The organism is Kitasatospora phosalacinea, assembly GCF_030268885.1.
GTDB classification, from domain to species: Bacteria; Actinomycetota; Actinomycetes; order Streptomycetales; family Streptomycetaceae; genus Kitasatospora; species Kitasatospora phosalacinea_C.
The window spans coordinates 140,749-166,117 of record NZ_BSSA01000009.1 but is presented as its reverse complement, the minus strand read 5'-3'; the positions used below and the strand labels follow the sequence as shown (position 1 = coordinate 166,117).

General features: G+C 76.6%; 21 protein-coding genes and 1 pseudogene. 13 read left to right on the top strand and 9 right to left on the bottom strand.

Translation table 11 applies throughout. From position 1 onward, the window contains the following. Nucleotides 1-29 precede the first annotated feature (29 nt). Entirely contained in the window at nucleotides 30-326 is a 297-nt protein-coding gene (locus QSK52_RS15815) for a hypothetical protein (RefSeq protein WP_285736690.1), read from the bottom strand. Nucleotides 327-562: 236 nt separating this feature from the next. On the opposite strand from QSK52_RS15815, the gene QSK52_RS15810 reads away from it, so the two are divergent. The 4 genes from QSK52_RS15810 (at nucleotide 563) to QSK52_RS15795 (ending at nucleotide 4,874) form a co-directional block, all read left to right on the top strand. Then, nucleotides 563-1,816, top strand: coding sequence for an SLC13 family permease (locus tag QSK52_RS15810; protein WP_285736689.1), 1,254 nt, complete (start codon nucleotides 563-565; stop codon nucleotides 1,814-1,816). Between the two features lie 181 nt (nucleotides 1,817-1,997). Beyond that, a complete protein-coding gene (locus QSK52_RS15805; RefSeq protein WP_285736688.1) occupies nucleotides 1,998-2,411 on the top strand; it encodes a hypothetical protein in 414 nt (137 codons plus the stop codon). A gap of 11 nt (nucleotides 2,412-2,422) precedes the next feature. Next, nucleotides 2,423-2,932: a thiol-disulfide oxidoreductase DCC family protein gene (locus QSK52_RS15800; protein ID WP_285736687.1), complete on the top strand. Its 510-nt coding sequence runs from the start codon at nucleotides 2,423-2,425 to the stop codon at nucleotides 2,930-2,932. A 172-nt stretch (nucleotides 2,933-3,104) separates the two neighbouring features. After that, complete coding sequence (locus tag QSK52_RS15795) at nucleotides 3,105-4,874, top strand: sigma-70 family RNA polymerase sigma factor (RefSeq protein WP_285736686.1); 1,770 nt, start codon at nucleotides 3,105-3,107, stop codon at nucleotides 4,872-4,874. A gap of 50 nt (nucleotides 4,875-4,924) precedes the next feature. Here QSK52_RS15795 and QSK52_RS15790 read toward each other — a convergent pair whose 3' ends face one another. Continuing rightward, the gene (locus tag QSK52_RS15790) at nucleotides 4,925-5,344 is read right to left on the bottom strand and encodes an STAS domain-containing protein (RefSeq protein ID WP_285736685.1); all 420 of its coding nucleotides are present in this window, start codon (nucleotides 5,342-5,344) and stop codon (nucleotides 4,925-4,927) included. Between the two features lie 341 nt (nucleotides 5,345-5,685). On the opposite strand from QSK52_RS15790, the gene QSK52_RS15785 reads away from it, so the two are divergent. Both QSK52_RS15785 and QSK52_RS15780 read left to right on the top strand, forming a co-directional pair. Continuing rightward, nucleotides 5,686-6,474: a VOC family protein gene (locus tag QSK52_RS15785; RefSeq protein ID WP_285736684.1), complete on the top strand. Its 789-nt coding sequence runs from the start codon at nucleotides 5,686-5,688 to the stop codon at nucleotides 6,472-6,474. Between the two features lie 142 nt (nucleotides 6,475-6,616). Further along, nucleotides 6,617-7,882, top strand: coding sequence for an acyl-CoA thioesterase/bile acid-CoA:amino acid N-acyltransferase family protein (locus QSK52_RS15780; RefSeq protein WP_285736683.1), 1,266 nt, complete (start codon nucleotides 6,617-6,619; stop codon nucleotides 7,880-7,882). A gap of 194 nt (nucleotides 7,883-8,076) precedes the next feature. Here the strand turns inward: QSK52_RS15780 and QSK52_RS15775 are convergent, their stop codons facing one another. Beyond that, complete coding sequence (locus QSK52_RS15775) at nucleotides 8,077-11,847, bottom strand: S8 family serine peptidase (protein WP_285736682.1); 3,771 nt, start codon at nucleotides 11,845-11,847, stop codon at nucleotides 8,077-8,079. A gap of 251 nt (nucleotides 11,848-12,098) precedes the next feature. Between QSK52_RS15775 and QSK52_RS15770 the strand changes: the two genes are divergently transcribed. Beyond that, nucleotides 12,099-13,070: a winged helix-turn-helix transcriptional regulator gene (locus QSK52_RS15770; protein ID WP_285736681.1), complete on the top strand. Its 972-nt coding sequence runs from the start codon at nucleotides 12,099-12,101 to the stop codon at nucleotides 13,068-13,070. Between the two features lie 81 nt (nucleotides 13,071-13,151). Here QSK52_RS15770 and QSK52_RS15765 read toward each other — a convergent pair whose 3' ends face one another. Then, on the bottom strand, nucleotides 13,152-14,498 hold the full coding sequence (locus QSK52_RS15765) for a cryptochrome/photolyase family protein (RefSeq protein ID WP_285736680.1): 1,347 nt from the start codon (nucleotides 14,496-14,498) through the stop codon (nucleotides 13,152-13,154). 200 nt (nucleotides 14,499-14,698) lie between these two features. Here QSK52_RS15765 and QSK52_RS15760 point away from each other — a divergent pair, with 200 nt between their 5' ends. From QSK52_RS15760 to QSK52_RS15750, 4 genes and pseudogenes are all read left to right on the top strand, one after another. Further along, a complete protein-coding gene (locus QSK52_RS15760; protein ID WP_285736679.1) occupies nucleotides 14,699-15,640 on the top strand; it encodes a serine/threonine dehydratase in 942 nt (313 codons plus the stop codon). Further along, nucleotides 15,637-15,903: a hypothetical protein gene (locus tag QSK52_RS15755; protein WP_285736678.1), complete on the top strand. Its 267-nt coding sequence runs from the start codon at nucleotides 15,637-15,639 to the stop codon at nucleotides 15,901-15,903. The genes QSK52_RS15760 and QSK52_RS15755 overlap by 4 nt, the downstream gene beginning before the upstream one ends. 72 nt (nucleotides 15,904-15,975) lie before the next feature. Beyond that, nucleotides 15,976-16,998, top strand: a pseudogene (locus QSK52_RS39675) (DEAD/DEAH box helicase); the annotation flags it as partial. Nucleotides 16,999-17,644: 646 nt separating this feature from the next. Beyond that, complete coding sequence (locus tag QSK52_RS15750) at nucleotides 17,645-18,277, top strand: CRISPR-associated endonuclease Cas3'' (RefSeq protein WP_285736677.1); 633 nt, start codon at nucleotides 17,645-17,647, stop codon at nucleotides 18,275-18,277. A gap of 45 nt (nucleotides 18,278-18,322) precedes the next feature. On the opposite strand, the gene QSK52_RS15745 is transcribed toward QSK52_RS15750, so the two are convergent. Continuing rightward, entirely contained in the window at nucleotides 18,323-18,790 is a 468-nt protein-coding gene (locus QSK52_RS15745) for a ricin-type beta-trefoil lectin domain protein (RefSeq protein ID WP_285736676.1), read from the bottom strand. A 269-nt stretch (nucleotides 18,791-19,059) separates the two neighbouring features. Between QSK52_RS15745 and QSK52_RS15740 the strand changes: the two genes are divergently transcribed. Further along, on the top strand, nucleotides 19,060-20,859 hold the full coding sequence (locus QSK52_RS15740) for a hypothetical protein (protein WP_285736675.1): 1,800 nt from the start codon (nucleotides 19,060-19,062) through the stop codon (nucleotides 20,857-20,859). A gap of 30 nt (nucleotides 20,860-20,889) precedes the next feature. On the opposite strand, the gene QSK52_RS15735 is transcribed toward QSK52_RS15740, so the two are convergent. The 3 genes from QSK52_RS15735 to QSK52_RS15725 form a co-directional block, all read right to left on the bottom strand. Then, nucleotides 20,890-21,897 (bottom strand): NADP-dependent oxidoreductase, encoded by a 1,008-nt coding sequence (locus tag QSK52_RS15735; protein ID WP_285736674.1) that lies wholly within the window; start codon nucleotides 21,895-21,897, stop codon nucleotides 20,890-20,892. Nucleotides 21,898-22,029: 132 nt separating this feature from the next. Then, nucleotides 22,030-22,545 (bottom strand): DUF3291 domain-containing protein, encoded by a 516-nt coding sequence (locus QSK52_RS15730; protein ID WP_285736673.1) that lies wholly within the window; start codon nucleotides 22,543-22,545, stop codon nucleotides 22,030-22,032. 32 nt (nucleotides 22,546-22,577) lie between these two features. Further along, complete coding sequence (locus QSK52_RS15725) at nucleotides 22,578-23,207, bottom strand: helix-turn-helix transcriptional regulator (RefSeq protein ID WP_285736672.1); 630 nt, start codon at nucleotides 23,205-23,207, stop codon at nucleotides 22,578-22,580. A gap of 236 nt (nucleotides 23,208-23,443) precedes the next feature. Here QSK52_RS15725 and QSK52_RS15720 point away from each other — a divergent pair, with 236 nt between their 5' ends. Further along, nucleotides 23,444-23,695, top strand: coding sequence for a hypothetical protein (locus QSK52_RS15720; protein WP_285736671.1), 252 nt, complete (start codon nucleotides 23,444-23,446; stop codon nucleotides 23,693-23,695). A gap of 73 nt (nucleotides 23,696-23,768) precedes the next feature. Here the strand turns inward: QSK52_RS15720 and QSK52_RS15715 are convergent, their stop codons facing one another. Next, on the bottom strand, nucleotides 23,769-25,106 hold the full coding sequence (locus tag QSK52_RS15715; protein WP_285736670.1) for an NAD(P)/FAD-dependent oxidoreductase: 1,338 nt from the start codon (nucleotides 25,104-25,106) through the stop codon (nucleotides 23,769-23,771). Between the last annotated feature and the right edge of the window lie 263 nt (nucleotides 25,107-25,369).

Sequence of the window (25,369 nt, the reverse complement as noted above, 5' to 3'; positions counted from 1 at the left end):
CATCCGCCACCGACAGGGGCGGGAGCGCCTCAGCCGCCCCCGCCGCGCCGCCGGTGGGCCGCGCGGACGGCCCGGACGGAGCGGTAGGAGAGCAGGGCGAGGGCGGAGTCGGCGGAGAGCACGGCGGCGGCGCTGCGCCAGGAGGCGACCGACAGGACGGACAGCGCCGAGCCGACCGACCCGATCGAGAACGCCGAGCCGACCGAGCCGATCGACAGGAACGAGCCGACCGAGCCGATGGACAGGAACGAGCCGGTCGAGCCGATCGAGAACCCGTTCGCCGCCGCCCCGCGCAGTCGGGCGCCTCGGCTGGATCGCGTGGTCATGTCCCCTCCAGGTGTTCCCGTCCAGGTGCTCCCGTCCGGGTGTTCCCGTCCCCGGCCGGACGGGCCCGGGCCGGTGCGGTGCGTGCCGTCCCAGCCTCGCGGTGGGCCGCGGTCCGCGCAAAGGCAGTGGTCGCGGGCCCGGCGGGTAGCCGGTGCGGGCGGGCCTGCTTGGATGGGAGGTTCGCGCGGACGGCGGTCGTCCGGTGGTCGGTGGTTCGGCGGGAGGAGCGGTTCGGGTGAGTGGGGTGTCCGCGGAGGTGCTGTCGCTGCTGCTGCTGGCGGCGGTGCTGTGGAGCGCGGTGCGGCGGCCGTTCGGGTGGCCGGAGGCGGTGGTGGCGGTGCCCGCGGCGGGGCTGCTGGTGGCGGTGGGGGCGGTGTCGCCGTCCGCGGCCTGGGCCGAGGTGGGGCGGCTGGCGCCGGTGGTGGGGTTCCTGGCGGCGGTGCTGGTGCTGGCGCAGCTGTGCGACGACGAGGGCCTGTTCGAGGCGTGCGGCCGCTGGATGGCGGGGGCGTCGGGCGGGCGGCCGGTGCGGCTGCTGGGGCAGGTGTTCGGGGTGGCGGCGCTGGTGACGGCGGTGCTGAGCCTGGACGCGACGGTGGTGCTGCTGACGCCGGTGGTGCTGGCCACGGCCGGGACGCTGGGGGTGCGGCCGCGGCCGCACGTGTACGCGTGCGGGCACCTGGCGAACACCGCCTCGCTGCTGCTGCCGGTCTCCAACCTGACGAACCTGCTGGCGTTCGCGGCCAGCGGGCTGGGGTTCGGCCGCTTCACGGCGCTGATGGCGCTGCCCTGGCTGGCCGCGGTGGGCGTGGAGTACCTGCTGCTGCGGCGCTTCTTCGCGGGGGAGCTGGCGGTCCCGGCCGAGCGGCCGGTGCCGTCGGGCGGGGTGCGGCTGCCGCGGTTCGCGCTGTTCACGGTGGCCGGGACGCTGGCGGGTTTCGCGGTGGCCTCGGCGGTGGGCGTCTCCCCGGCGTGGGCCGCGGCGGCGGGTGCGCTGGTGCTGGCGGTGCGGGCGCTGGCGGGCGGGCGCAGCACGCCGCGGCGGATCCTGTCCTCGGCGGCGGTGCCGTTCCTGGCGTTCGTGCTGGCGCTGGGCGTGGTGGTGAAGGCGGTGGTGGACAACGGCCTGGCCGGGCAGCTGGCGGCGGTGGTGCCGTCCGGTGACGGGCTGGGGGTGCTGTTCGCGCTGGCGGGGCTGGCGGCGGTGCTGGCCAACCTGGTGAACAACCTCCCGGCGACGCTGCTGCTGGTGCCGCTGGCGGCCCCGGCCGGGCCCGGCCCGGTGCTGGCGGTGCTGCTGGGCGTGAACATCGGCCCGAACCTGACGTACGCGGGGTCGCTGGCGACGCTGCTGTGGCGCCGGATCGTCCAGGAGCGGTCGGTGGACGACGGCGGGGTGCGGACCTTCACGGCGCTGGGGGTGCTGACCGTCCCGGCGACGCTGGCCGCGTCGGTGCTGGCGCTGTGGGCCTCGCTGCAGTTGTTCTGACCGTCCGCGGCCGTCGTCGCCGCTCCCCGCGAGCCCTGGGCCCGCGCATCCCGTGAGGGTGCGCGGGCTCCGTCGTTCCCGGGCCCGGCGGGCACCCCCACCAGGAGACTTGAACGCGTTCAAATATAGGTCTACTGTCCTGACCAACGGGTTTTGAACACGTTCGAAAAAGGAGTGTGCCGTGGACTACACGGTGGTCAGCTATGCCGCCTACCTGCCCTTCGCCCTCGGGGTGACGGTCTGGGTGGGCCGGACCCTCAGCCGCAACGGGCGGCTGTTCCTGAGCGCCGTCTTCCCCGGCGACGACAAGCTGGCGGACGCCGTGAACCACCTGCTGGTGGTCGGCTTCTACCTGCTGAACCTCGGCTTCGTGGTGCTGTGGATGAAGACCGACGCCGAGGTCGGCAGCGTCCAGGGCGTCTTCGACGCGCTCTCGGTCAAGCTCGGCTCGGTGCTGCTGGTGATCGGCGTGATGCACCTGGCCAACGTCTACGTGCTGAACCGGATCCGCCGCCGCGGGACGATGGACCGCGGGCAGCGCCCGCCGGTCGCCCCCCAGGGACGGGCCTGGCCGACGCCCCCGTCGCACGCCTGAGCGCGGCCGCGGTGACGACCCCTCCGCCCCACGGCGCCCCGCCGCCGGTCACCGGGCTGGCCGTGCTGCACGACCCCGACTGCGGGCTGTGCCGCCAACTGACCCGCTGGCTGCGCGGGCAGGCCCAGCTGGTGCCGCTGGAGTTCGTCGCGGTGGCCTCGCCCGAGGCCCGGCGCCGCTTCCCGGGCGTCGACCACGAGGCCTCGCTCGGCGAGATCACCGTGGTCGCCGACACCGGCGAGGTCTGGCGCGGCCCGCAGGCCTTCGTCACCTGCCTGTGGGCGCTGGCCGAACACCGTCCGCTGGCGCACCGCCTCGCCACCCCGGCGGGCCTGCCGCTGGCCCGGGCCGCCGCGTTCGCCGCCGCCAGGTACCGGGCCGCCACCGGCGCGGGGCGGCCCCGGCCCGACGAGCTGCTCGCCTCCCTCGACGGGACGGCGGACTGCCCGGACGGGAGCTGCAGCACCGTCCGCCCGCACCCCGCCTCCCCCACCACCCCGGCCACCGGTTCCACCGGCTGAGACCGCCCCGGGCGCAGCGCACCGCGCCCGGGGCGGCTCCCCGCGCTCCGGGCCGCTCACTATGCTTCGCGTCTGCCGAGGAGTCCTTCCCGCTTTTGCGTTATCCGCCGCTCCCCGGTGGATCTCCGAGGGTGTGAGGGCAGGACGCGAGAACACGAGGACGGGCCGGGCTGTGGACAGTGAGCGGGCGGCGGCGCTGGTCGGGCGGGCACAGCGCGGTGACCGACAGGCGGTGGCGGAGCTGTTCGGCGGGCACCTGCCGCTGGTCTACAACGTGGTGGGCCGGGCGCTGTCGGGGCACCCGGACACCGACGACGTGGTGCAGGAGACGATGCTGCGGGCCGTGGACGGCCTGGGCTCGCTGCGCGACCCGGCGGGCTTCCGCAGCTGGCTGGTGGCGATCGCGCTGAACCAGGTCCGGCGCCGCTTCCGGGACGCGGGCGCACCGGACGTGGTGCCGGACCCGACGACGGTGGCCGACCCGGCGGCGGACTTCGTCGGCCTGACGATCGTCCGGCTGGGCCTGTCCGAGCAGCGCCGCGAGGTCGCGGAGGCGACCCGCTGGCTGGACGGCACGGACCGCGAGCTGCTGGCGCTGTGGTGGCTGGAAGCGGCGGGCGAACTGTCCCGGGCGGAGCTGGCGGCGGCGCTGGAGGTGACGCCGCAGCACGCGGCGGTGCGGGTGCAGCGGATGAAGGGCCAACTGCAGGCGGCCCGGGTGGTCGTCCGGGCGCTGGCCGCCGTACCGGGCTGCCCGTGGCTGGCGGAGCTGACGGCCGGGTGGAACGGCGTGCCGGGGGCGCTGTGGCGCAAGCGGATCGGGCGGCACGCCCGGGAGTGCGCCGTCTGCGGGGAGCAGGGCCGCGGCCTGGTGCCCGCGGAAGGGCTGCTGGCGGGGCTGGCGATGGTGCCGCTGCCGGACGGCGCCGGGTTCGGGGCGGGGTACGCGTACGGGCCCGGGCCCGGACCCGGCTTCGGCCCCTCCTCCGGTTCCGGCTACGGCTCCGGTGACGACTACGGCTACGGCCCTGACCTCGGCTCGGGCTCCGACCTCGGCTCGGGCTACGGCTCGGGCTCCGACCTCGGCTCCGACCCGGGCGGTGCGCACGGCGCCGGGCACGCGTCGCCGGGGCGGGCCGCGCAGCGGCGGGGGAACGCGCGGGGCGGCTCGCACCGGGCGGGGGCGGCGCGGCGCGGGCACCGGCGGGCGCCGCGGCGCGGGCCGGGCCGGGTGCTGGTGGGCGGCGGGGTGGTGGCCGCGGTGGCGGTGGTGGCCGGGCTGCTGGTAGTGGTCGGCGGGTCGGACGCGCCGCCCGCGGCGGGTGCGGCCGAGCAGGGTCCGGCGCCCGCGGCGACGCTGGTCGACCCGGCGTCCGCCGCCGCCCCGTCCGCGTCCCCGTCCCTCTCGCCGTCCTCCGCCGCGCCTCCCGCCTCCCCCTCCCCCGCGCCGGACACCCGGGCGGCGAGCGCCCCGCCCGCCCCGGCACCGTCCTCGCCCGCCCCGCCCGCCGCGCCGCCGTCGGCCGCGCCCTCCTCGGCCTCGGCCCAGCAGCGTTCCGCCGACCTGGCGCAGCAGGTGCTGGAGCTGGTCAACTCGGAACGGGCGAAGGCGGGTTGCGGGCCGGTGGCGGCGAACGCGAAGTTGGCGACGGCGGCGCTGCGGCACTCCGAGGACATGGCGGCGCGCAACTTCTTCGACCACACCAACCCGGACGGCGCCGGTCCGCAGCAGCGGATCGACGCCGTCGGGTACGCGTGGAGCGGGTGGGGCGAGAACATCGCGCGCGGTCAGAAGGACGCGGCCGCGGTGATGGACAGTTGGATGAACAGCTCCGGCCACCGGGCGAACATCCTCAACTGCAAGTTCACCGAGCTGGGGGTGGGTGTCCACCTGGGCAGTGGTGGGCCCTGGTGGACGCAGGACTTCGGTACGCCGCGCTGACCTCCGTCCCCGCCGACGCCGCCCCCGCCCGCTCCGGGTGGGTGGTGCGGTCAGTCGGTGGTGGCGCGGGTCCCTTCGCGTGGGCGGGGGACGGCGTCGGCGGCGTCCCCGGTCAGGACGGCCTCGCGCAGGTCGGCGAGGGCCTCGTCCACGGAGTCGTGGACGTCGAAGATCCGCTCGATCCCGAAGAGCTGGAGGATCTTGCGGGTGTGGACGTCGGGTCCGGGCAGGACCAGTCGCAGCTGCCCGTCGCGGGAGGACAGCATGCGGCGGGTGGCGACCAGGACGGCGAAGCCGGTGGAGTCGCAGAAGTCGACCCGGCTGATGTCGACCACCATCCGCAGGCAGCCGTCGGTGACCAGTCGTTGGAGGCGCTCGCGCAGGGCGGCGACTCCGCTGATGTCCACCTCCCCGGCCACCTGGACCACTGTCCAGCCGTATCGCTCCCCGTAGCTCACGCTCAGTGCCACTCTGTTGCCTTTCTCTGGGATCGCTGGGGGTATGCGGCCCCTGCCCGTTTCCTCCCGCGGCAACCCTGTTCCAGGTGACGATTTAGCGGTCGCACGGAGTAATTTCCGCGAAATGTCATGGAAGTGGTCCGTTGGACGGCCGAATTCGCTGCCCGATCCGACGATCTGCACAGGATTTCCTCCGGTTGGCGGTACCGCTCGACCCGCCCCCCGCCCTCGCCCCCGCCCTGGCCCGGCTCCGGCCCGGCTCCGGGACCGACTCCTCGGAACGCGGCCGGTGCGGGCCGGTGACAGGCTGGGAGGAGGAGCGACCCGAGGGCGCCTGGCGAAGGGAGAACGCCGTGATCACCACCGATTTCGTGCCCGGCTCACCGTGCTGGCTGGACCTGGGCGCACCCGACGTGTCCGCCGCGGCCGCGTTCTACGGTCCGGTGCTGGGATGGGAGTTCGAGCGGCCGGAGGGCTCGGAGGACTTCCTGCTCGCCAGCCGCGACGGCCGGACCGCGGGCGGGATCGGCCTGCTGACCGAACGGGGCGCCCGCTCGGCCTGGATGCCGTACTTCTTCACCCCGGACGTCCACGAGACCGCCGCGTCCGTGCTGCGGGCGGGCGGCACCGTCCGGGTCGAGCCGCGGGACGTGGCCGGGTGGGCGTCGATGGCCCAGTTCAGCGACCCGCAGGGCGGGCAGTTCGCGGTCTGGACGCCGGGGCGGGCCGGCGGGCTGGCCGCGGTCGACGACCCGGGCGGGCTGTGCTGGACGGAGCTCTACACCACGGACGCGGCGGGGGCGCTGGCGTTCTACGAGGCGGTGTTCGGCTGGCAGCGGGCGGACACCCCGATGCCGGGCGGCCGCAGCTACACCATCGTCACCCCGGCCGGGCAGCCGCCCGAGCGGATGCACGGCGGCGTCCTGCAGGTCGGTGCGGCCGAACTGGCGCTCTCCCGCGGCGTCCCCGCCTGGCACCCGGTCTTCACCGTCGCCGACTGCGACGCGGCCACCACCACCGTCCGCGACGGCGGCGGCGCCGTGGCCATGGGCCCCGAGGACGCCCCGGGGATCGGCCGGATGTCCGTCTGCGTGGACCCGTCCGGTGCGGACTTCGTCCTGATGACGCCGGTCAGGAGCTGAGGTCCGGGCGCCCGTCCCCGTTCCGGATCTTGTCGGCCGGGCGGGGCGGGGTATTGAATGCCGTTGCTGAAACTTGCAGCAAGCGACGGTCGACGGGGCGAGGGGCGGAACCATGGGGGGACGGGAACGGGGACGGCAACGGGTGGGCGTCTGGGTGGCGCTCGCCCTGCTCGGTGCGGGGACGGCGGGCTGCTCGCCCGGCCCGGACGGGCCCGCCGTGATCGAGGTGGACGCGCCCGCGGCGCTGGCGGACCGGGCGGTGCACGTGCGGATCACCGGGCTGCCGCCCGGCGCGGAGGTCACCGTCGGTTCCCGGGCCACCGACCTGCGGGGCCGGGCGTGGAGCGGGCGGGCGGTCTTCCGGGCGGACGCCGACGGCCGGGTGCTGCTGGACACGGCCGTCCCCCGCTCCGGCACCTACCAGGGGGCGGACGGCATGGGCCTGTTCTGGTCGATGGCCCCCCAGGACGGCGATCCCGAGCAGTCCTCCTTCTTCCCGGCGCCCTCGCCGCAGCACGGCTACGAGGTCACGCTGACCGCCGACGTGCCCGGGCACCGGTCGGCGTCCCGGACGCTGACCCGCGCGTGGTGCGCGGACGGCGTGACGAGCCGGGAGCTCACCCCGGCCGCCGACGGGATCGCCGGGGAGCTGTTCCTCCCGGCCCCGGGCACCCCGCGCCACCCGGCCGTCCTGGTGTTCGGCGGCTCGGAGGGGGGCAACGGCGGGACGCGCACCGCCTCCCTGCTCGCCTCGCACGGCTACCCGGCCCTGGCGCTGGGCTACTTCGGCCTCCCCGGCCTGCCCGACCGGCTGGAGGACGTCCCGCTGGAGTACTTCGTCCGCGCCGCCGACCTGCTGGCCGGGCAGCCGGGGACCGACCCCGCCCACCTCCTGGCGCTGGGCTACTCGCGCGGCAGCGAGGCCGCCCTGCTGCTGGCCGACCACCACCCCGAGCGCGTCCACGGCGCGATCGTGTACTCCCCCTCGTCCCAGGTCAACGGCGGTTTCCCGGACCGCGGCACCACCGCCTGGACCGAGGACGGCAAGGCCGTCGCCCAGGGCCCCATCCCGCTGGACCGCGTCAGCGGGCCCGTGCTGGCCGTCGCGGGCGCCGACGACCTGCTGTGGCCCTCGCCCCGGTCGGCCCGGCAGATCGTCCAGGAACTCGACGCCGCCCACGACCCGTACCCGCACCGGGCCCTGGTCTACCCGGACGCCGGGCACGGGGTCGGCACCTACCCCTACCTCGCCGCGGGCACCCGGCCCACCCATCCGGTGACCGGCCGACCGAGCGAGCTCGGCGGCACCCGCGCGGGCAACGCCGCCGCCCAGGCCGCGGGCTGGCCCGAGGTCCTGGCGCTCCTCGCCTCCCTCGACGGCCCCGCCGACCGGGTTCACCCCGGCTGAACCCGCCTCGTGGTGCAGCCCGCCCGCGCTGGAGGGCCCCCCGTTCGCCCGGGCCGCCCGACCGGGCCCGGCGCGGAGCGGGGCGGAACGGCGCGGGGCGGGCCGCCGGGAGATGTCCCTCCTGGCGACCCGCCCGGGTCTGCGGGGTGACGGTGCGTCAGCGCGCTGCGCATCCGCCCGCCGGTGTCGGTGCGTCAGCGCACGGCGTACGCGTCGGTGACGGTCTGGGTCACGGTGGCGCCGTCGGCCGCGGTCAGGGTGCTGCGCAGGGTGACGGTCTTCCCGGTGGCGCCGGTGTGGTCGAGGGTGGCGGTGCGGTCGGGGCCGACGGGGGCGTCGGTCCAGGTGGTGCCGCCGTCGTAGGAGTAGGAGAGCCGGGCGCCGGTCAGCGGGGCGGGGGTGTAGCCGTGCTGGCCGGTGGCGGTGAGGGTGATCCGGACCGGGGCGGCGGGGACGGTGTTGTCGCCGTCCAGGTCGAGCCGGTAGTCGGGGAGGAGCAGCGGCAGGGACTGCGAGTAGGCGGCGGGGTCGCCGGCCGAGCGGAAGCCGAACTCGGTGCGGACGGCGGTGGAGCGCTGCCACAGGTCGCGGTGGTAGAACCGCTGCTGTTCGAGGACCAGGGTGTAGTCGCGGGCCCCGGCCGGGACCTCCCAGACGTTGGAGGGGCCGAACCAGGAGCGGCCGAGCGATTCGCCGCCGCTGAACAGTTCGACGGCCGCACCGTCACCGAAGTAGGCCATCGAGCCGGTGTGGTCGGCGTTGCCGTCGCCCCACAGCGAGCGGGTGAAGTCGACGCCGATCAGGTCGGCCTGGCGTTCGCCGACCAGGAGCGGGGAGCCGTCGGTGTCGCGTCCGGCGGTGGGGCGCAGCACGCCGCGGTACCACTGCTCGGTGCGCTGCTGTCCGGCCTGGTAGCGGCGCGGCAGGTCCTGCATGAACTCGTTGAACGGCCAGCTGCTCTGGGCGTCGTGCAGCCAGGTGGTGTCGTCGGCGGTGTAGTGGGCGGTGCGGACGGACGGGGTGGCGACCAGGCCCTGGGCGACGGCCTGGGCCGCGTACGGGTTCCAGGGGCGCTCGACGCTGGTGTAGTCGGTCATCCGAACGGGAGTGCCGAGGGCGTGCCAGTCCTCGGTGACGGTGGCGAGGTCGCGGTCGCGGACGGTGTGGTCCTGCTGGCCCGCGATGGAGCCGGTGTCGTGGAAGGCCAGGTTGTAGACGTGGGGGCTGTCGGGGGTGGAGGTCCAGGTGAGGGTGGTGGTGCCCGTGCCGAGGGCGGTGCGCAGGGCGGCGGCCTGGTCGGCGGTGACGGGCAGGACGGGGACGTCGAGGCTGATGTCGTTCTTGGCGAAGACGCCGGGAGTCGGGCGGTAGGTCAGGACGCCGACCGCGCCGGCCTTCTTGGCGTCGGCGGAGACGGTGCGCTGGGAGGTGCCGTCGTCGGGGACGAGGGCGAGGCGGCCCCTGAGGTCGGCGCCGGCCAGGTCGGCGGGGCTGGCGACGGCGGTCAGGGCGGCGCTGCCGGTGGCGGGCAGGTGGGCCTCGTCGGCGTACTGGGCGTAGTGCGGCTCCAGGGTGAGTCCGGCGCCGCGCAGCACCACCTCGGGGGCGGCCAGGCGCAGGTAGCTGCCGAACTCGAAGCCGCCGGTGCGGGCCTTGCCGGAGCCCCAGGCGGAGAGTTCGACGGGCAGCAGGCCGGTGCGGACGCCGGTGGAGTCGACCCACTTGTCGCCCCACCAGCGGCCGAGTTCGAGCACCGCGCTGCGGACCCGGGTGTCCCGGTCGGCCTTGACCTCGATCTTGTCGGCCTTGCGGGCGTCGAGGGTGAGGACGGTGTCCTTGTCCAGCCGGAGTTCGGGCAAGGCGAGCGCGGTGACGCCCTTGGGGGAGGCTTCGCCGGTGGTGTCGCGCCGGTCGGGGGTGACCACGTAGCCGCTGAGCGAGTAGCTGCCGGGGCGCAGCCGGTAGACGATCTCGCCGTTGGCGTCGGGGGCCCGGCGGGTGCCGGTGGCCTGGCCGAGGTCGACCATGGTGATGCTGCTGCCGGCGTCGGGGGCGGCGGGCCTGCCGTCGCGGTCGATCAGTCTGACCCGGACGGCGAAGGCGTCGGGTTCGACGTAGGCGTTGAACGGGGTGGAGACGGTGGTGCCGTCCGCGGCGGTGGCCAGCACCCGGCCGGTGAGGTCGCCGTACTGGCCGCCGGCCAGTTCGGCGCTCGGGTCGAGGGTCAGCGGTACCTCGACGGTGGCGCCGGCGGGGACGGTGACCTTGTCGGTGCCGAGCTTGACGGCCTTGGCCCTGACCGGGGAGTCGTCGTCGCCGTCGGTGCGCTGGACGGCGAGCCGGAGCGTGACGGGCCGGTCGCCGGTGTTGGTGTAGGGGAGGCGGACGGTGCGGGTGTCGGACTTCTGCTGCGGGTGGGCGAAGTCGCCGAAGCCGACGGCGGGGGCGCCGAGCACGCGCTGGGTGGTGGCGGCGTCGGCGCGCAGCCGGCCCGCGCCGACCTGCTGGACGTCGCCGGGGACGATGGCGAGCGCGGCGGAGACCAGGGCGGCCTTGATCCGGGCGGCGTCCCAGTCGGGGTGGCGCTGCTTGACCAGGGCTGCGGCACCGGCGACCAGCGGGGTGGCCATCGAGGTGCCGGACATCGCGGTGTAGGCGTACACGCCGCGGCCGCCGGCGGCGGCGCCCCTGACGTCGACGCCGGGGGCGGCGATCTCGGGCTTGAGGGTGTGGGTGCCGGTGACCGAGCCGTGGCTGGAGAAGTTCGCGGTGGCGTCCTTGCCGTCGACGGCGCCGACGGTGAGCACGGCGGGCGCGCAGCCCGGGGAGCTGACGGACTGGTAGCTGCCGAGGTTTCCGGCGGCGACCACGAACAGCGCCCTGGACTGCTGGGCGATCTTCTGGGCGGCCACCGACATCGGGTCGGTGCAGTCGCTGGGCTCCTGGCTGCCCAGCGACATCGAGACGACGTCGGCGCCGGAGTCGGCGGCCCACTGCATGCCGGCGATGATCTGCGAGTCCGTGCCGGAGCCGCCGTCGTCGAGGACCTTGCCGACCAGCAGCCGGGCCCGGTCGGCGACACCGCGCTCCTTGCCGCCGGAGGCGGCGCCAGTGCCGGCGATCTCGGAGGCGACGAAGGTGCCGTGGCCGACGGCGTCGTGCACGTCCTCGTCGGGTGTCTCGGCGGTGAAGTTGCGGCGGGCGTCGACCTGTCCGGCCAGGTCGGGGTGCTGGTCGTCGATGCCGGTGTCCAGGACGGCGACCTTGACGCCGTCGCCGCCGAGGCCGGCCGCCCAGGCGGCGGGAGCGCCGATCTGCCGGGTCTCGGTGTCGCCCGCGGTCTTGACCTTGCGGTCCAGCCAGAGCTTGGACAGGCCGTCGCGGCCCTTGCCGTCCGGGCCGACGAGCTGGTCCCAGGTGCGGGCGGCGCTGTCCTTGGCGGGGGCGAAGGCGACGCCGTCGACGGCCTTGAGCTGCTTGGTCCCGGCGGTGCGGGCGCGCAGTTGCGGGCTGGCGTCGGCAGCCCGGGCGTCCCGGTAGACGGCGATCAGCGGGAGGGTCCCGGTGCCCTGGTCGTCGTAGCCCTGACGCAGCAGCGAGCTGACGTTGAACAGGGCGCGGTCGACGGTGCCGGCGGCAAGGGCGGCGGAGGCGCGCTGCGGGAGGACGTACTGGTCGCCGTTCTCCTGCTGGGTGAAGGTGAGCGGGACGTTGCCGTGCTCGTCGGGCAGGACGGTGACACTGGTGCGGCCGTCGGGGGTGGTGGCGACCTGCACCCGGTCGCCGGTGACCAGGGTGACGGTGCGCGGGGCGGTGGACTGGCGGCCGGTCAGGGTGCTCGCGGGGGCCGCCGGTCCGGCGGGGGCAGCCGCGTGCGCCTGACCGGTGGTGCTGAGCGCGCCGGTGGCGAGGATGCCCGCCACCGCCAGTGCCATCGCGCCGCGTATGCGCGCAGGCAGTGTCATGAACGCCTCCAGGAGTCGGTTTATGGCCGGTGAGCCTGGCAGAAAACCCGGCTGACCGGTCATGATGGGCGCTGGCGGATCACCGCCCGGCGGCAACCCGCCACCGGGTGCGCCCGGTGCGAACCGACGCTGCGGGACGGGCCCCTGACGGGGGTTCGGGTCCGGCCGACGGGGCGCCACGGGCGCCGGGAGGGGCGGTGGGAGGCCGCGGCCGGGCAAGGGTGGCTCTCGGTACGGCGAACGGAGTGCGGGTGCTGGCGGCGATAGGACTGGACGAGCACGCCGAGCGGGTCTACACCCACCTGGTGGCCCACGGCCCGGCGACCCGGGCCGAACTGGCCGCCCGCTGCGGCCCGTTGCCCACCGGCGCGCTCGAACTCCTCCAGGCCAGCGGCCTGGTCGCCCCCGACGCCGCCCGCCGCTTCACCGCCGCTCCCCCGGCCGTCGCCCTGGAGGCGCTGCTCACCGGGCAGCGACACGCCCTCCAGGAGGCCGAGTTGACCGCCTCCAAACTCACCGAGGCGTACCGCAGCGCGGCCGCCGGGAACGACCGGGCCCACCGGGACCTGATCGAGGTGGTGGCCGGGCGGGCCGCGATCAGCCACCGGGTCGCCCAGCTCCAGGCGGGCGCCGAACACGAACTGCTGGCCCTCGTGACCGGGCGTCACCAGGTGGTGGCCGCCGACGAGACCGGCGCGGAGACCGCGGCGGTGGCCCGCGGCGTCACCTACCGGGTGGTGCTGGAGCGCCGTTCGTTGGACGAACCCGGCGCGGCCCGGCCGCTGTTCGAGGCACTGGACCGGCAGCAGCAGGTCCGGGTGGTGGAGAACGTGCCGACCAAGCTGATCGTCGCGGACCGCTCGCTGGCTCTGGTCCCGCTCACCGCCTCCACCACCGACCCGGTGGCGCTGGTGATCCGGGCCCCCGCCCTGGTCACCGTGCTCACCGTGCTGTTCGAACAGACCTGGGAGTGGGCGCACCCGCTCGGCCGCACCGGCCCGGACCTGGCCGTCGGGCCCGTCCCGGCCGGGGAGCCCGACGAGACCGACCGGCGCATCCTCGCCCTGCTGCTCTCCGGTGCCACCGACCCGGCCGTCGCCAAGCAGCTCGGCCTCGGACTGCGCACCGTGCAGCGCCGGATCAGCCGACTGATGTCACTGGCCCGCGCCGACACCCGGATCCAGCTCGGCTGGCAGGCGCACCGGCGGGGCTGGGCGGACTGAACCGGCGGGCCGGGTCGCACCACCGACCCGACCGACCCGACCGTCCCCGGGACCGGACGGATCACGAAGTCGCACGGAGCGCTAGACGCCCGGGAGCGGGTCCTGGTCGATCCGGGCGGTGCGCAGGCGGTGGCCGGTGGTGTCGGGGGCGATCAGCGGGGCGGGGTAGTCGGCGGGGCGGCGGCGGGACTGCCAGGGGCGGTGGACCTCGCGGCCGGGGAGGTGGGCGAGTTCGGGCACCCAGCGGCGGACGTAGGCGCCGTCGGGGTCGTAGCGGTCGGCCTGGGTGAGCGGGTTGAGGACCCGGTTGGGGCGGGTGTCGGTGCCCGTCCCGGCGACCCACTGCCAGTTGAGCTGGTTGTTGGCGAGGTCGCCGTCGACGAGGTGGTGCAGGAAGTGCGCGGCGCCGGTCCGCCAGTCGTGGTAGAGCGACTTGGCGAGGAAGCTGGCGGTCAGCAGCCGGGCCCGGTTGTGCATCCAGCCGGTCTCGGCGAGCTGCCGCAGGCCCGCGTCGACGATCGGGAAGCCGGTGCGGCCCTCGCACCAGGCCGCGAACTCCTCCGGGTCGGTGCGCCAGCGGTCCTCGCGCGGGCGGTAGTCGGCGCGGGCGGCGTCGGGCCGGGCGGCCAGCACCTGGTGGTGGAAGTCGCGCCAGACGAGCTGCCGGACGAAGGCCTCGGCGCCGGGGCCGCCGCGGCGTTCGGCGCGGTGGACGAGTTCGTTGGCGGACAGGCAGCCGAAGTGCAGGTACGGGGAGAGGTGGGAGGTGCCGTCGGCGGCGAGGTCGTCGTGCAGGTCGGCGTAGTGCTCGGTGCGCCAGTGCTGCCAGGCGCGGCGGGCCGCGCTCTCGCCGGGCTCGGGCAGGCTGCGGGCGGTGGGCGTCGCGGTGGGCAGGGGCGCGCCGGTGAGATCCTCGGGGGTGCCCAGGTCGCGCGGCGGGGGCAGCGGGGTGCGGCGGGCGGCCCGCTGCCAGGCCCGGTGGTACGGGGTGAACACGGCGTAGTGGTCGCGCCCGGTGGGCAGCACGGCGCCGGGCGGGACGACCGTCAGCGAGCCCTCGTGCACCCGGAGCCGGTCGCCCAGCGCCCGGCGCAGCCGCTGCTCGCGGCGCCGGGCGTAGCCGCTGACCCCGGCGGCAAGGTGGACGCTCGTCGCACCGGTCTCGGCGGCGAGCCGCGCGGTCTGCTCGGCGGTGTCGCCCTCGCGCACCAGCAGCCGTCCGCCGGTCCGGCGCAGCCCGGCGTCGAGGTCGGCGAGGCAGCCGGCCAGGAACGCGGCCCGGTTGGGGGCGGCGAACCCGGCGGCGGTGACGGCCGGGTCGCTGACGAACAGCGGGACGACCCGGTCGGCCCCGGCGCAGGCAGCGTGCAGGGCGGGGTTGTCGTGCAGGCGCAGGTCCTGGGTGAACAGGACGACGGCGAGTGTCATGGGCGCTGGTTTCCGTACGGGTGCCTGGCGGTGTCGACACGGCGACCTGTCGATGTTCCGACGGACGGCCGGCCGACGCCCGGGGGACGGGTGTCCCCCGCCGTTTCTTCGGAGCGGTCGCCGGAACGGACGGGCCCGGCCCCCGGACGGAGTAGTGTCGGCCGCGTCCCCCTCGTCCCACCGACCCCGGGAGCCGCACCGTGCACCAGCTCGACCACTCCGACGTCCGGGCCGCCGCCGAGCGGATCGCCGGGCTGGTCCGCCCCGTCGCGGTCAGCCCGGGCGGGCCGGACGGGACGTGGCTGGCGCTGGAGTACATGCAGCACACCGGCTCGTTCAAGGCCCGCGGCGCGGTCAACTTCCTGCGGGCGCACCGGGAGGCGGGCGCCCTGCCGGAGGCGGGCGTGACCATCGCCTCGGGCGGCAACGCCGGGCTGGCCTGCGCGTGGGCGGCGCGGCGGGAGGGCGTGCGGGCGACGGTGTTCCTGCCGGAGAACGCGCCCGCGGTGAAGGTGGAGCGGCTGCGCGGCTACGGCGCGGACGTCCGGCTGGTGGGCCGCGAGTACGCGCAGGCGCTGGCCGCCTGCGAGGAGTTCGCGGCGGCCAGCGGCGCGCTGGCCTCGCACGCGTACGACCACCCGCTGGTGGCGGCCGGGGCGGGCACCCTGCTGGAGGAGGTCCGCCGCCAGGTGCCGGGCCTGGACACGGTGGTGGTGTCGGTCGGCGGGGGCGGCCTGTTCGCGGGCGTGGCCGCCGCGGCCCGCGCGCACGGGGTGCGCACCGTCGCGGTGGAGCCGGAGAACTGCCGGGCGCTGCACGCCGCGCTGGCGGCGGGCGAGCCGGTGGACGTCCCCGTCGACTCGGTCGCCGCGGACTCGCTGGGTGCCCGCCGCGCCTCCGCGACCGCCCTGGCGGCGGCCCGCGACGCGGGCGTGCGCACCGTGCTCGTCCCGGACGCGGCGATCGTCCGGGCCCGCCGCGCCCTGTGGGAGGAGCACCGGATCGCCGTCGAGCACGCCGCGTCCACCGCCCTGGCCGCCCTGGCCACCGGCGCCTACCGCCCGGAGCCGGACGAGCGGGTGTGCGTCGTGCTGTGCGGCGCCAACACCGACCCCGGCACCCTGACCGGGCCGGACGCGTGAGCTGCGGCCCCCACCTGCCGCGGTTCGCGGACGGCGCGGCCGCGGAACCCGACGCCGCGCGCATCCCGGAGCCGACCGCCCCGCACCTGCCCCGGACCGGACGGGAGGACGCGTACGCGGAACTCGTCCTCCCGGACGGCGGCACCGTCGGCCTCCACCGCCCCGCCGCGCCGGGAACGGGTCTGCGCCGCACCACCGCGCACCGGCTGCAACGGGGCGACCCGACCGAGCGGGCCCTGCGGGCCGTCCTCGCGCGGATCTGACGACGCGTCGGCCCTCCCCGGCCGTCCGTGCCGCGCCCTAGAGTCGGGGGCCACAGTGACGGAGGGGCGTGGATGGCGCAGGAGTTCGAGGAGCCGCCGGGGTACGGGGAGTTCTTCCGCGCGGCGACCGGCCACCGGCCGTACGCCCACCAGCGGGCGCTCGCGGCGGGCGGGTTGCCGCGGTGGGTGCGGGTGCCGTCGGGGGGCGGGAAGACCGCGGGCGCGGTGCTGGCCTGGCTGTACCGGCGGACGGTGTCGGCGCCGGGGGCGACCCCGCGGCGGCTGGTGTACGTGCTGCCGCAGGGCAGCCTCGCGGACTGGACGCACGCCCGGATCGGCGAGTGGCTGGCGCGCCTGGGCCTCGCGCAGCAGGTCGACCTGCACCTGCTGACCGGCCCGGACGGGCAGCACGGCGCCTGGCGGCGCCACCCGGAGCGGACCGCGGTCGTGGTCGGCACCCACGACGTGCTGCTGAGCCGGGCGCTGATGCGCGGGTTCGCCGACAGCCGGACGATGGCGCCGGTGTCCTTCGCGCTGCTCAACAACGACACCCACTGGGTGTTCGACGAGGCGCCGCTGCTGGGCCCCGGCCTGGCCACCGGCGAGCGGCTGCAGGCGCTGCGCGAGGAGTTGGGCACCACGGCGCCGACCGGCAGCACCTGGATGTCCGCGGTCGGCGACGGCACCGCTCCCCCGACCGGGCCCGATCCCGACCTCGCGTCCGGCTCCGCCCCGCTGCGCCGGATCCGCCGACTGCGCCCGCACCCCGACCGGTACGTGGCCGAGCTGGCCGCGGCCCTGGGCGCCGCGCACCGGCCCGGCACCCGCACCCTCGCCCTGCTGGCCTCCCCGCAGCGGGCCCGCGACCTGCACGCCGCGCTGCGCGCCGCCCGCCCCGACCTGCCCGCGGTGCTGCTGCACCCGTACCTGCGCTCCGCCGAACGGCGGTCCCTGGTGCGGGAGTCGGCCGAGACGCCGACGGACGGCTTCGTGGTGGCGAGCCGGGCGCTGGACGCCGGGTCCGACCTGTCCGGCCGCACGGTGCTGGTCGAGCTCGCCCCGTGGAGCGCCCTCGTCCAGCGGGCCGGGCGCTGCAACCGGCACGGCGAGCACCCGGAGGGCGGCGACCTGCTGTGGTGCGTCCCGCCGGACGGGCCGGACGGGCCGGACGGATCGGTGGCGGGGGCGGGGCAGTGGCTGGCGGCGCACGAGGGGGCGGCCGTCACCACCGCCGACCTGTTCCGCGCCCGGGTCGCCGGGCCCGGCGCGCCGCGCTCCCCCGCGTTGGGCGCGGCCGAGCTGGCGGCGCTGTTCGACACCGGGCGGGAGGCCGAACCGGCGGACGCGAGCCCGTGGGTGTGCGCGGAGGCGGAGCGGACGGTCCTGGTCGCCTGGCGCGACTGGGGGGCGGCGGGCGAACCGGCGCCGGACGAACCGGAGCCCGGGCCGGTCGAGCTGTGCGAGGCGCCGCTCGCCGAGGTCCGGGCCCTGCTGCGGGCCGACCGGGGCGGGGGCGGCGGGGCCGACGGCGGGGCGAGCGGCGGGGCGTGGCTGCGGGACCGCGTCGACGGGCGGTGGCGGCGGGCCGCGGCCGGGGACCTGCGCTCCGGCACCGTGCTGCTCCTCGACTCCGCCCGCGGCGGCCACCTCCCGGGGGCGGGCTGGTCCCCCGGCAGCCGGACCCCGGTGCCCTCGCTGTTCACCGGGCGCACGCCCCACGCCACCGGGTGCACCCGCCTGGGTGGGCCTGGACCAGCACCTGCGGGAGACCGAGGAGGAGGCCCGGGCGCTCACCGCCGTCCTGCCCGGCCCGCGCGGGGCGCAGCAGGAGGCGGTGGCGGTGGCCGCCCGGCTGCACGACCTCGGCAAGTGCCACGGGGTGTTCCAGGCCAAGCTGCGCGACGGCGGCGGCGACCCGCCCGAGGGGCTGCTCGCCAAGTCCAGGGCCCCCTGGAACAACGGGGTCTCGGCCCGCCCGCACTTCCGGCACGAGCTGGTCAGCGCGCTGCTGCTGCTGGACGGCGACCACTGGCACCGGCCCGGCCTCGACCCGTCGCTGGTCACCTACCTGGTCGCGACGCACCACGGGCAGGTCCGGGTCTCGGTCCGCCCCGAGCCCGGCGAGGAGGCGGGCACCCTGCTGGGCGTGCGCGAGGGCGACCGCACCCCGTCGGTGGCCGTCTCGTCCGGCGAGCACTTCCCGGCCCGCCGGCTCTCCCCGGCCGCCCCGTTCCGCCCGGACGGCCGCTGGCCCGCCCTGGTCGCCGCCCTGCTGGCCGACCCCGCGCTGGGCCCGTTCCGCCTCGCCCACCTGGAGTGCCTGGTGCGCACCGCCGACTGGCGCTCCAGCGCCCGCCACGACGGGCCGGTCTGACGGGCGGTCCGCCGGGGCCCGACCTGCCCCGGCGGACGTCGCGGATCAGACGTACGCCAGGCTGACCTGCTCGCCGAAGACCACCCAGTGCTGGCCGGGGTCCTTCGGGTCGCACGGCTTGGTGGACACGTTCGGGGTGCCCCAGGCGTCGGCGAGGCAGTACGCGGGAGCGTAGGTCAGCGAGATCTGCTGGCCGGAGACGGTCCAGTACTGGCCGAGGTCCTGCGGGTCGCACGGCTTGGTGGACACGTTCGGGGTGCCCCAGGCGTCGGCGAGGCAGTACGCGGGCGCCTTGCTGAGGGAGATCCGCTGTCCCGAGACGGTGAAGTGCTGCCCCTGGTCGTTGGCGTCGCAGGGCTTCGTCCCGATGCCCGCGGTGCCCCAGGCGTTGGCGAGGCAGTAGACGCCGGGGTGCGGGGCCGGGTCGGCCGCGCCCGCCTGCCCGGCGGGCAGGAAGGAGGCCGTCAGGGCGAGGGCGGCCAGGGTGAGTGTGCGGCGGAGTGCGGTGGCCATGGGCGGGGTTCCGTTCTGCTGGCGGCCGTCCGGCGGGCGCGCTGACATGATTCGCCCACGGACGACGGTTGGGGTGTACGACTCGGAGTCGAGTGCACCGCCATTGATAGCAGCAAGCAGTAACCGGATGACTACTCAGCGCATCCGCGTTCACCCGGTCGGCGGCGCACCGGAGCCGGGCACGGCGGGCCCTGGCGCAACTATCCGATGATCCACTCGTTGGTCCGTCCGACGTCACCGGGCTGCTGCCCCGACACCTCGGAGGGCCGATGGATCTCAAGACGCTGCCGCGGCCCGGGGTGGCCGCCCCCGGCGGGCAACTCGGTTCCGCGGAGGCCGTGTTGGTGCGGCACTACCGGCGGCTGGTGTGCCTGGCGTACGTGACGCTGCCCGCCGACCGGGGGCGGCACGCGCGGGTGGTGGCGGCGCACGCGGTGGTGCAGCGGGCCCTGCCGGTGGTGGGCGGACGGACGTGCGGGGCGGACGGGTACCCGGCGGCCCGGGTCCGGGTGCTGCGGGGGGCGCTGCGTCGGCGGCGCTGGGCGTCGGCCGGGTTCCCCCGGGTGTGGGGCGTGCGGCTGTTCACCCCGCCGGACGACGCGGACGCCGAACTGGACGCCCGGCTGGCCGAGTTGCCGCCCCCGGCCCGGGCCGGTTTCGCCCTGCAGGCGCTGGACGGCCTGGACCGGGCCGAGGCCGCCGAGGTGCTGGCCTGGGCCGGGGTGGAGGAGCCCGCCGAATCGGCCCGTGCGGGCGCCGAGTTGCTGCGCTCGCTGGGCAGCCCGCGCTGGTCCGAGCTGCCGCCCGGCTACGACGCCTGCACCGTCCACCTCCAGCCGGGCGACCTGCTGCGCCGCCGCCGACTGGCCGTGCTGGCCCCGGCGGTGGCGGTGGCGCTGACCGCCGCGGTCGTGCCGGTCCTGGTCTCCTCCCCGTCGGGCGGCGGCAGTTCGGCCGCCGCCCCGTCCGCCGCCCCCGAGCGCCGCGCCGACGACCTGTGGCGGCACACCGCGAAACCGGGCCTCACCGTCTGGCCCGCCCGCGGCGACCTGCTCGACGACAGCGCCCTGATCGGCCGCGCCACCACCGCCTGGCAGCGGGCCGCCCCGCCCGCCGCCGTCCCCCAACTCCTGTACGCGGGGCGGCTGGACGGCACTACGGTGGTGCTGCTGACGGACGGCCGCAGCCTGGCCCGCTACACCGAGGCCCCGGACGCGGACCCGGCCCTGGCGCTCTCCCCCGCCGGGGACAGCGACGTGACGGCGGGAGCGGCGGTGGTCCTGCACCGGGACGACCGCGGCGCCCGCTACCTGCTGGCCCCGTGGGTCGCCGCCGCGGCGACCCGCCGCCTGGACCGGCCGGACGAGGCCGAACGCCCGCTGCCCTTCCCGGGCGGGGTGACCGACCCGGTGCCGGGCACCGCCGCCCAGGGGTGCCCGGGGCCGGTCCTGCAGCTGCGCTCGGACCCGGTGGTCGCCGAGCAACACGCCTTCCTGCTCGCCGACCTGGGCGGCCTCACCCCGGCCCACCTGACCTACACGCCGCCCCCGGACGCCGCCTCCCAGGCCCGCCCGCCGCGGGAGGCCGTCGGCGCCCAGGCGCTGCACCGGTGGGCGGCGGGCGCCTGCGCGGTGCCCGAAGCCGGGCCGGAGGTGCGGCAGTTGAACCTCTGGGAGTTCGCCGACCAGAAACTCCCGCAGAACGCCGGGGAGTTGGCCTGGGCCTGCCTGCGCGCCGACCACTGGGACGGCTCCGGCAGCGCCGCGGCCGCGGTCCTCCCGCCGAACGGCGGCCGCGCCGAGCGCCTCGCCCACGCGGACGGCCGGGCCTGCAGCCGCTACGAGCAGGACACCGTCGCCCAGTACCGCTGGCGCGCTCCCAACGGCACCCCGTACCTCCTGGTCGCCGCCAGCCGCCGGGTCTCCCGCCTGGTCGTCACCACCCCGTCCCGCCGGCTCGACCAGCCCGCCGGGCCCACCCGCACCCTGGCCCTGGACAACCCGGGCAGCGGTCCCACCACGGTCGAGGCGGTCACCGCCTCCGGCGCCCGTCTGCGCCCGATCAACTGACGCGCGGCCGGGGGCCGGAGGGATCCGGGCTCAGGCGAGTTCGAGGACCAGTTTGCCCGTGTTGGCGCCGCGGAACAGCATCTGGAAGGTCTCCGGGAAGGCGTCGACGCCGCCCTTGACCACGTGTTCGCGGGCGGTGAGGCGGCCGTCGGCGATCCAGCCCGCGATCTCCCGGGCGGCCTCGCGGTAGCGGGCGGCGTGGTCGAAGACGACGAAGCCCTCCATCCGGGCCCGGCGGACCAGCAGGGAGAGGTAGTTGGCGGGGCCCTGGACGGCCTGCTCGTTGTTGTACTGGCTGATCGCGCCGCAGACCACCACCCGGGCGTGCATCGCCAGCCGGGTGAGCGCGGCGTCCAGGATAGGGCCGCCGACGTTGTCGAAGTAGACGTCGATGCCGTCGGGGGCGTGGGTGCGCAGCGCGCGGCGGACGTCCTCGTTCTGGTAGTCGACGGCCGCGTCGAAGCCCAGTTCCCCGGTCAGCCAGGCGCACTTGGCGGGGCCTCCGGCGATGCCGACCACCCGGCAGCCCTTCACCTTCGCGATCTGGCCGACCAGGCTGCCGACCGCGCCCGCCGCGCCGGAGACCACGACGGTCTCGCCCTCCTTCAGGGCGCCGACCTCCAGCAGGCCGAAGTAGGCGGTCATGCCGGGCATGCCGAGGGCGCCGAGGTGGGTGGGGAGCGGGGCCAGCGCCGGGTCGACCCGGTGGGTGCCGCTGCCGTCGGAGCGGACGTACTCCTGGACGCCGAAGGTGCCGGTGACGAACTCGCCGACCCGGTAGCGGGGGTGGGCGGACTCGACCACCTCGACGATCGACCCGGCCCGCATCACCTCGCCGAGGCCGACCGGCGGCAGGTAGGAGGGGCGGTCGTCGAGCCAGCCGCGCATCGCGGGGTCGAGGGAGAGGTAGCGGGTGCGGCCGAGGAACCAGCCCTCCTCCGGGGCGGCGACCGGCTCCTCGGTCAGCGCCCAGTCCTCGGGGCGGACCGGGCCGACGGGGCGGCGGGCGAGTCGGATCTGACGGTTGGCGACCGGCACGGTGCACTCCTGCGGCGGGCGGGGGTCGGGGAGGGAGCGGGACGCCGGTGCTCGGGGGGTGGACCGGCGGCCCGCTCCCCGAGTCTAAGCAAGCGCTTAGTCATCGCGCCAGGGGCGCACCGGGCGGACCGCTCAGCCCGCCCCGCCCGGCACCGGACCGGCCTCGCGGAGGGCGGTCGCCCCGGCCTCGCGGAAGGTGAACGCCTCGGGGCCGGGGCCGTGGGCGCGGATCGCGGCGATCCGCGCCATCGCCTCGGCGACGCTCGGCCGGTGGCCGATCGGCACCCACCACATCGCCTGGTGCGCCCCGTCGGATCGCTGGAACCACTCGCGGCGGCGGGCCAGCACCCGCAGGTGGCCGCTGCGGTAGGTGAAGTCGCGGAGCGCCGCAACGGACTCCCAGACCGAGCAGTTGATCTGCAGCAGGTGGTCGTCCTCGTCGGGGTGGAGTCCGGTCGCGTCCGCCCCGGCCTCGTCGACCATCCGCCAGACGAAGCCCGGGCTGCGTTCGGCGAGTGCGTTGACCTCGGCCAACTGGGCGACGAAGTCGGCGAGTTCGGGGCTGTCCAGCGGGGCGACGGTGCGGCCGACGTTGACCTGGGCGAGGTGGTGGCCGGACGGGGGCACGGCGAACTGGGGGGTGGTCATGCGGTAAGCATGGCCCGTCCCGGCTTCTATCGTCAATCTTTGTTGTTTTTAGAGAGGGAGACGCAGCAGCCGCCCGCGCACGGGTCCATCGCGGCCGTCCACCCCTCCCCCGCCAGCCCCGCCAGCAGCGCCAGGTTCATCCCGCACACCAGCGCCGGGAACTCGTCCGCCAGCGCGTGGAACGGGCAGTTGCGCAGCCGCAGCACCTCCCCGTCCAGGAACGGCGCGTAGCCGCGCCCGCGCAGCGCCTCCGGCAGGTCCGGGGCCTGCTCTTGCTCGCCCGCCGCACGCGCCGCGGCCTGCAACTCGCGGTCCAGGCCCGCCCGTTCGACCACCTCGGCGAGCAGCCGCCCGGCCGCGCCGTACTCCCGCGGCGGCAGTGCCACGGCGAACTCGGCGTCCGCCCGGCGGTACACCTTGGCGGGGCGCCCGGCGCCGGGGCCGCCGCGCCCGGCCGGGCGGCGGTAGGAGGCGGCCAGCAGGCCCGCGTCGACCAGCTTGTCCAGGTGGAAGGCCGCCAGCGAGCGGGAGACGCCCGCGGCCTCGGCCGCCGCGTCCCGGCCGACCTCCTCCGGCGCCTCGGCCACGTGCCGGTACAGGGCCCGCCGCACCGGGTCGGCGAGGGCGCCCAGCGCCTCGATCGAGGAGTCCTCAGCTGTCATCCGTCGAGTCTATGACCGGCCCGGCCGCACCCCCGCGGGCCCGGCCGGAGCAGCAGCCGGAGGACTCCCGCCCCGCCGTGAACGCGCCACCGGGGCGGCGCCGTTGCGCCACGGTGCCCGGATTGCCCGCCATCCGTTTCTACACCTCTGTAGAGTGTTCCCGACCGCCACCAGCCGGGCCGTTCGGGCACCCCGCACCCGTCACACCCGCCGACCGGACTCGAAGGAGGCCCGCAGTGCTCCCTCCGCAGCTGCAGACCGACCCCGCCTGGTCCCCGCCCGAACAGGACGTGCGCCCCGCGTACCAGCCCGTCGAGGTCCTGCTCGACGACTCCGAGAGCTGGGCCCTGGGCCGGATCAACGCCTGGTGGAACTCCCCCGAGGGCACGCCCTGGTGCCGCCTGCGCCTGATCGGCGCCTCCGCCGCCCCCGCCTGGCGGCGCTACGACCCCGAGCGGATCCTGCTGCTGCCCACCCACGGGATCTGACCCCGCCGGGCGGGGTCGACCCCCGGGCCGGGCCGTCCGCGTCCGGCGGCCCGGCCCGACCCGGGCGGAGCGGTCAGCCGCCGAACAGGACCGGCTTCAGCACCGAGGGGCGGAACAGCAGGGTGGGCGGTTCCACCATGGCGGCGACCTGGTGGAACGCGGCGGCGACCTGGGCGTCGGTGACGGCGCGGGCCAGCACCCGGTCCAGCATCCGCTGCTGGACGCGGACCTGGAGGCCGGAGGGCCCGCCGATGGTGCCGGGGAAGCGGACGTCCTCGCCCGCCGCCATCTGCCAGGGGTTCTTGGTGACCGCCGCGATGGCGCCACGGGTCTCGCGGACGGCGGCGTGGCCGAGGTCGCCGTGCTTGCGGACGGCGTCGCGCAGGGCGCGGGCGCCGAGCGCGGCGACGGTCATGCCCTGGCCGTAGACCGGGTTGAAGGTGCAGGAGGCGTCGCCGAGGGCGAGGAAGCCGTGCGGGGCGGCGCGTTCGTAGTGCCGCCAGACGCTGGGGCCGGGGACGAAGCCGCGGGCGGGGCCGGTGGGCTTGGCCCCGGCGATCGCCTCGGCGATGCCGGGGTCGCGGAGCAGGCCGAGCTGCTTCTCGAACTCCTCGGCCTGCATCGAGGGTTCGAAGCCGCGCATGCCGCCCATGCCGACGATCCAGCGGTCGTCCTCCACCGGCAGCAGGACGCCGAAGCGGCCCTGCTCGGGGGCGTGGCTCTGCAGGTAGAGCGCGGCTCCGGGGTCGGCGTCGGCGGGCCGGTGGTAGAAGCGGGTCGCGTAGGAGACCCCGGCGTCGACCCGTTCGCGGGGGGCGGCGGGGGCGCCGATCACCGAGAGCCACTTGGCGGCGTGGGTGGCGCGTCCGGCGGCGTCGACGACCAGTTCGGCGGATATCTCGTCCTCCTCCCCGCCGAGCCCGCGGCCGCTGACCCGCACGCCGGTGACGGCGGTTCCGTCGCCGAGCAGCCCGGTCACCTCGGTGGCGGTGCGGAACTCGACGTTCGGGGCGGTGCGGACGCGGTCCAGCACCAGCCGGTCGATCAGCGGGCGGCTGCAGGTGAGCACCGCGAGGTCGCTCTCGTACGGGGCGAGCCAGCCCGCGGCGGTGAGCCAGCGCAGGCCGCCGGAGAGCCCGACCCGGGTGGCGCCCGCCGCGAGGAGTTCGCCGAGGACGCCGGGCAGCAGCTCGTCGAGGGTGCGCTGGCCCGCCTCCAGCAGCAGGTGGCCGTGCTTGGCCTGCGGGACGCCGGGGCGGAAGTCCGTCCCGTCCGGGTAGCGGTCGCGTTCGACCACCACGACCCGTTCGGCGACGCCGTGCAGCGCCCAGGCCGCCAGGCACCCGGCCAGGCCGCCGCCGATCACCACTGCCGTACCGCGGTCACCGACCGCGCTCCCCCTGGAACTCATGTCCGTACAGTAAGGGATGCGGCGCGTACGGTCACCGGAAGTCCGCAGTCCGTTCGCCGTTCCTGCACGGGCAACTGCCCTACCCGGAGGCGGATTTCACCGTTTCCGACCGGTACCGCCCCAGTTGCCCGGACCGACCGGCCGACCCGCGGCGGGCGGCCGGGCACCGTCGGCGGCCGCTCCCGGGCCCGGCCGCCGCGTTGGGCCGGACGGGGGACCTGCCGGGCGCGTGGCGCGCGGGGGAACGGGCGGGCGGCATGGGA

Bases quoted from the DNA above. Each gene is read 5' to 3' on its own strand.
- QSK52_RS15775 (WP_285736682.1), bottom strand. From the start codon at position 11,847: ATGACACTGCCTGCGCGCATACGCGGCGCGATGGCACTGGCGGTGGCG.
- QSK52_RS15715 (WP_285736670.1), bottom strand. From the start codon at position 25,106: ATGAGTTCCAGGGGGAGCGCGGTCGGTGACCGCGGTACGGCAGTGGTG.
- QSK52_RS15815 (WP_285736690.1), bottom strand. From the start codon at position 326: ATGACCACGCGATCCAGCCGAGGCGCCCGACTGCGCGGGGCGGCGGCG.
- QSK52_RS15745 (WP_285736676.1), bottom strand. From the start codon at position 18,790: ATGGCCACCGCACTCCGCCGCACACTCACCCTGGCCGCCCTCGCCCTG.
- QSK52_RS15730 (WP_285736673.1), bottom strand. From the start codon at position 22,545: ATGACCACCCCCCAGTTCGCCGTGCCCCCGTCCGGCCACCACCTCGCC.
- QSK52_RS15725 (WP_285736672.1), bottom strand. From the start codon at position 23,207: ATGACAGCTGAGGACTCCTCGATCGAGGCGCTGGGCGCCCTCGCCGAC.
- QSK52_RS15765 (WP_285736680.1), bottom strand. From the start codon at position 14,498: ATGACACTCGCCGTCGTCCTGTTCACCCAGGACCTGCGCCTGCACGAC.
- QSK52_RS15740 (WP_285736675.1), top strand. From the start codon at position 19,060: ATGGATCTCAAGACGCTGCCGCGGCCCGGGGTGGCCGCCCCCGGCGGG.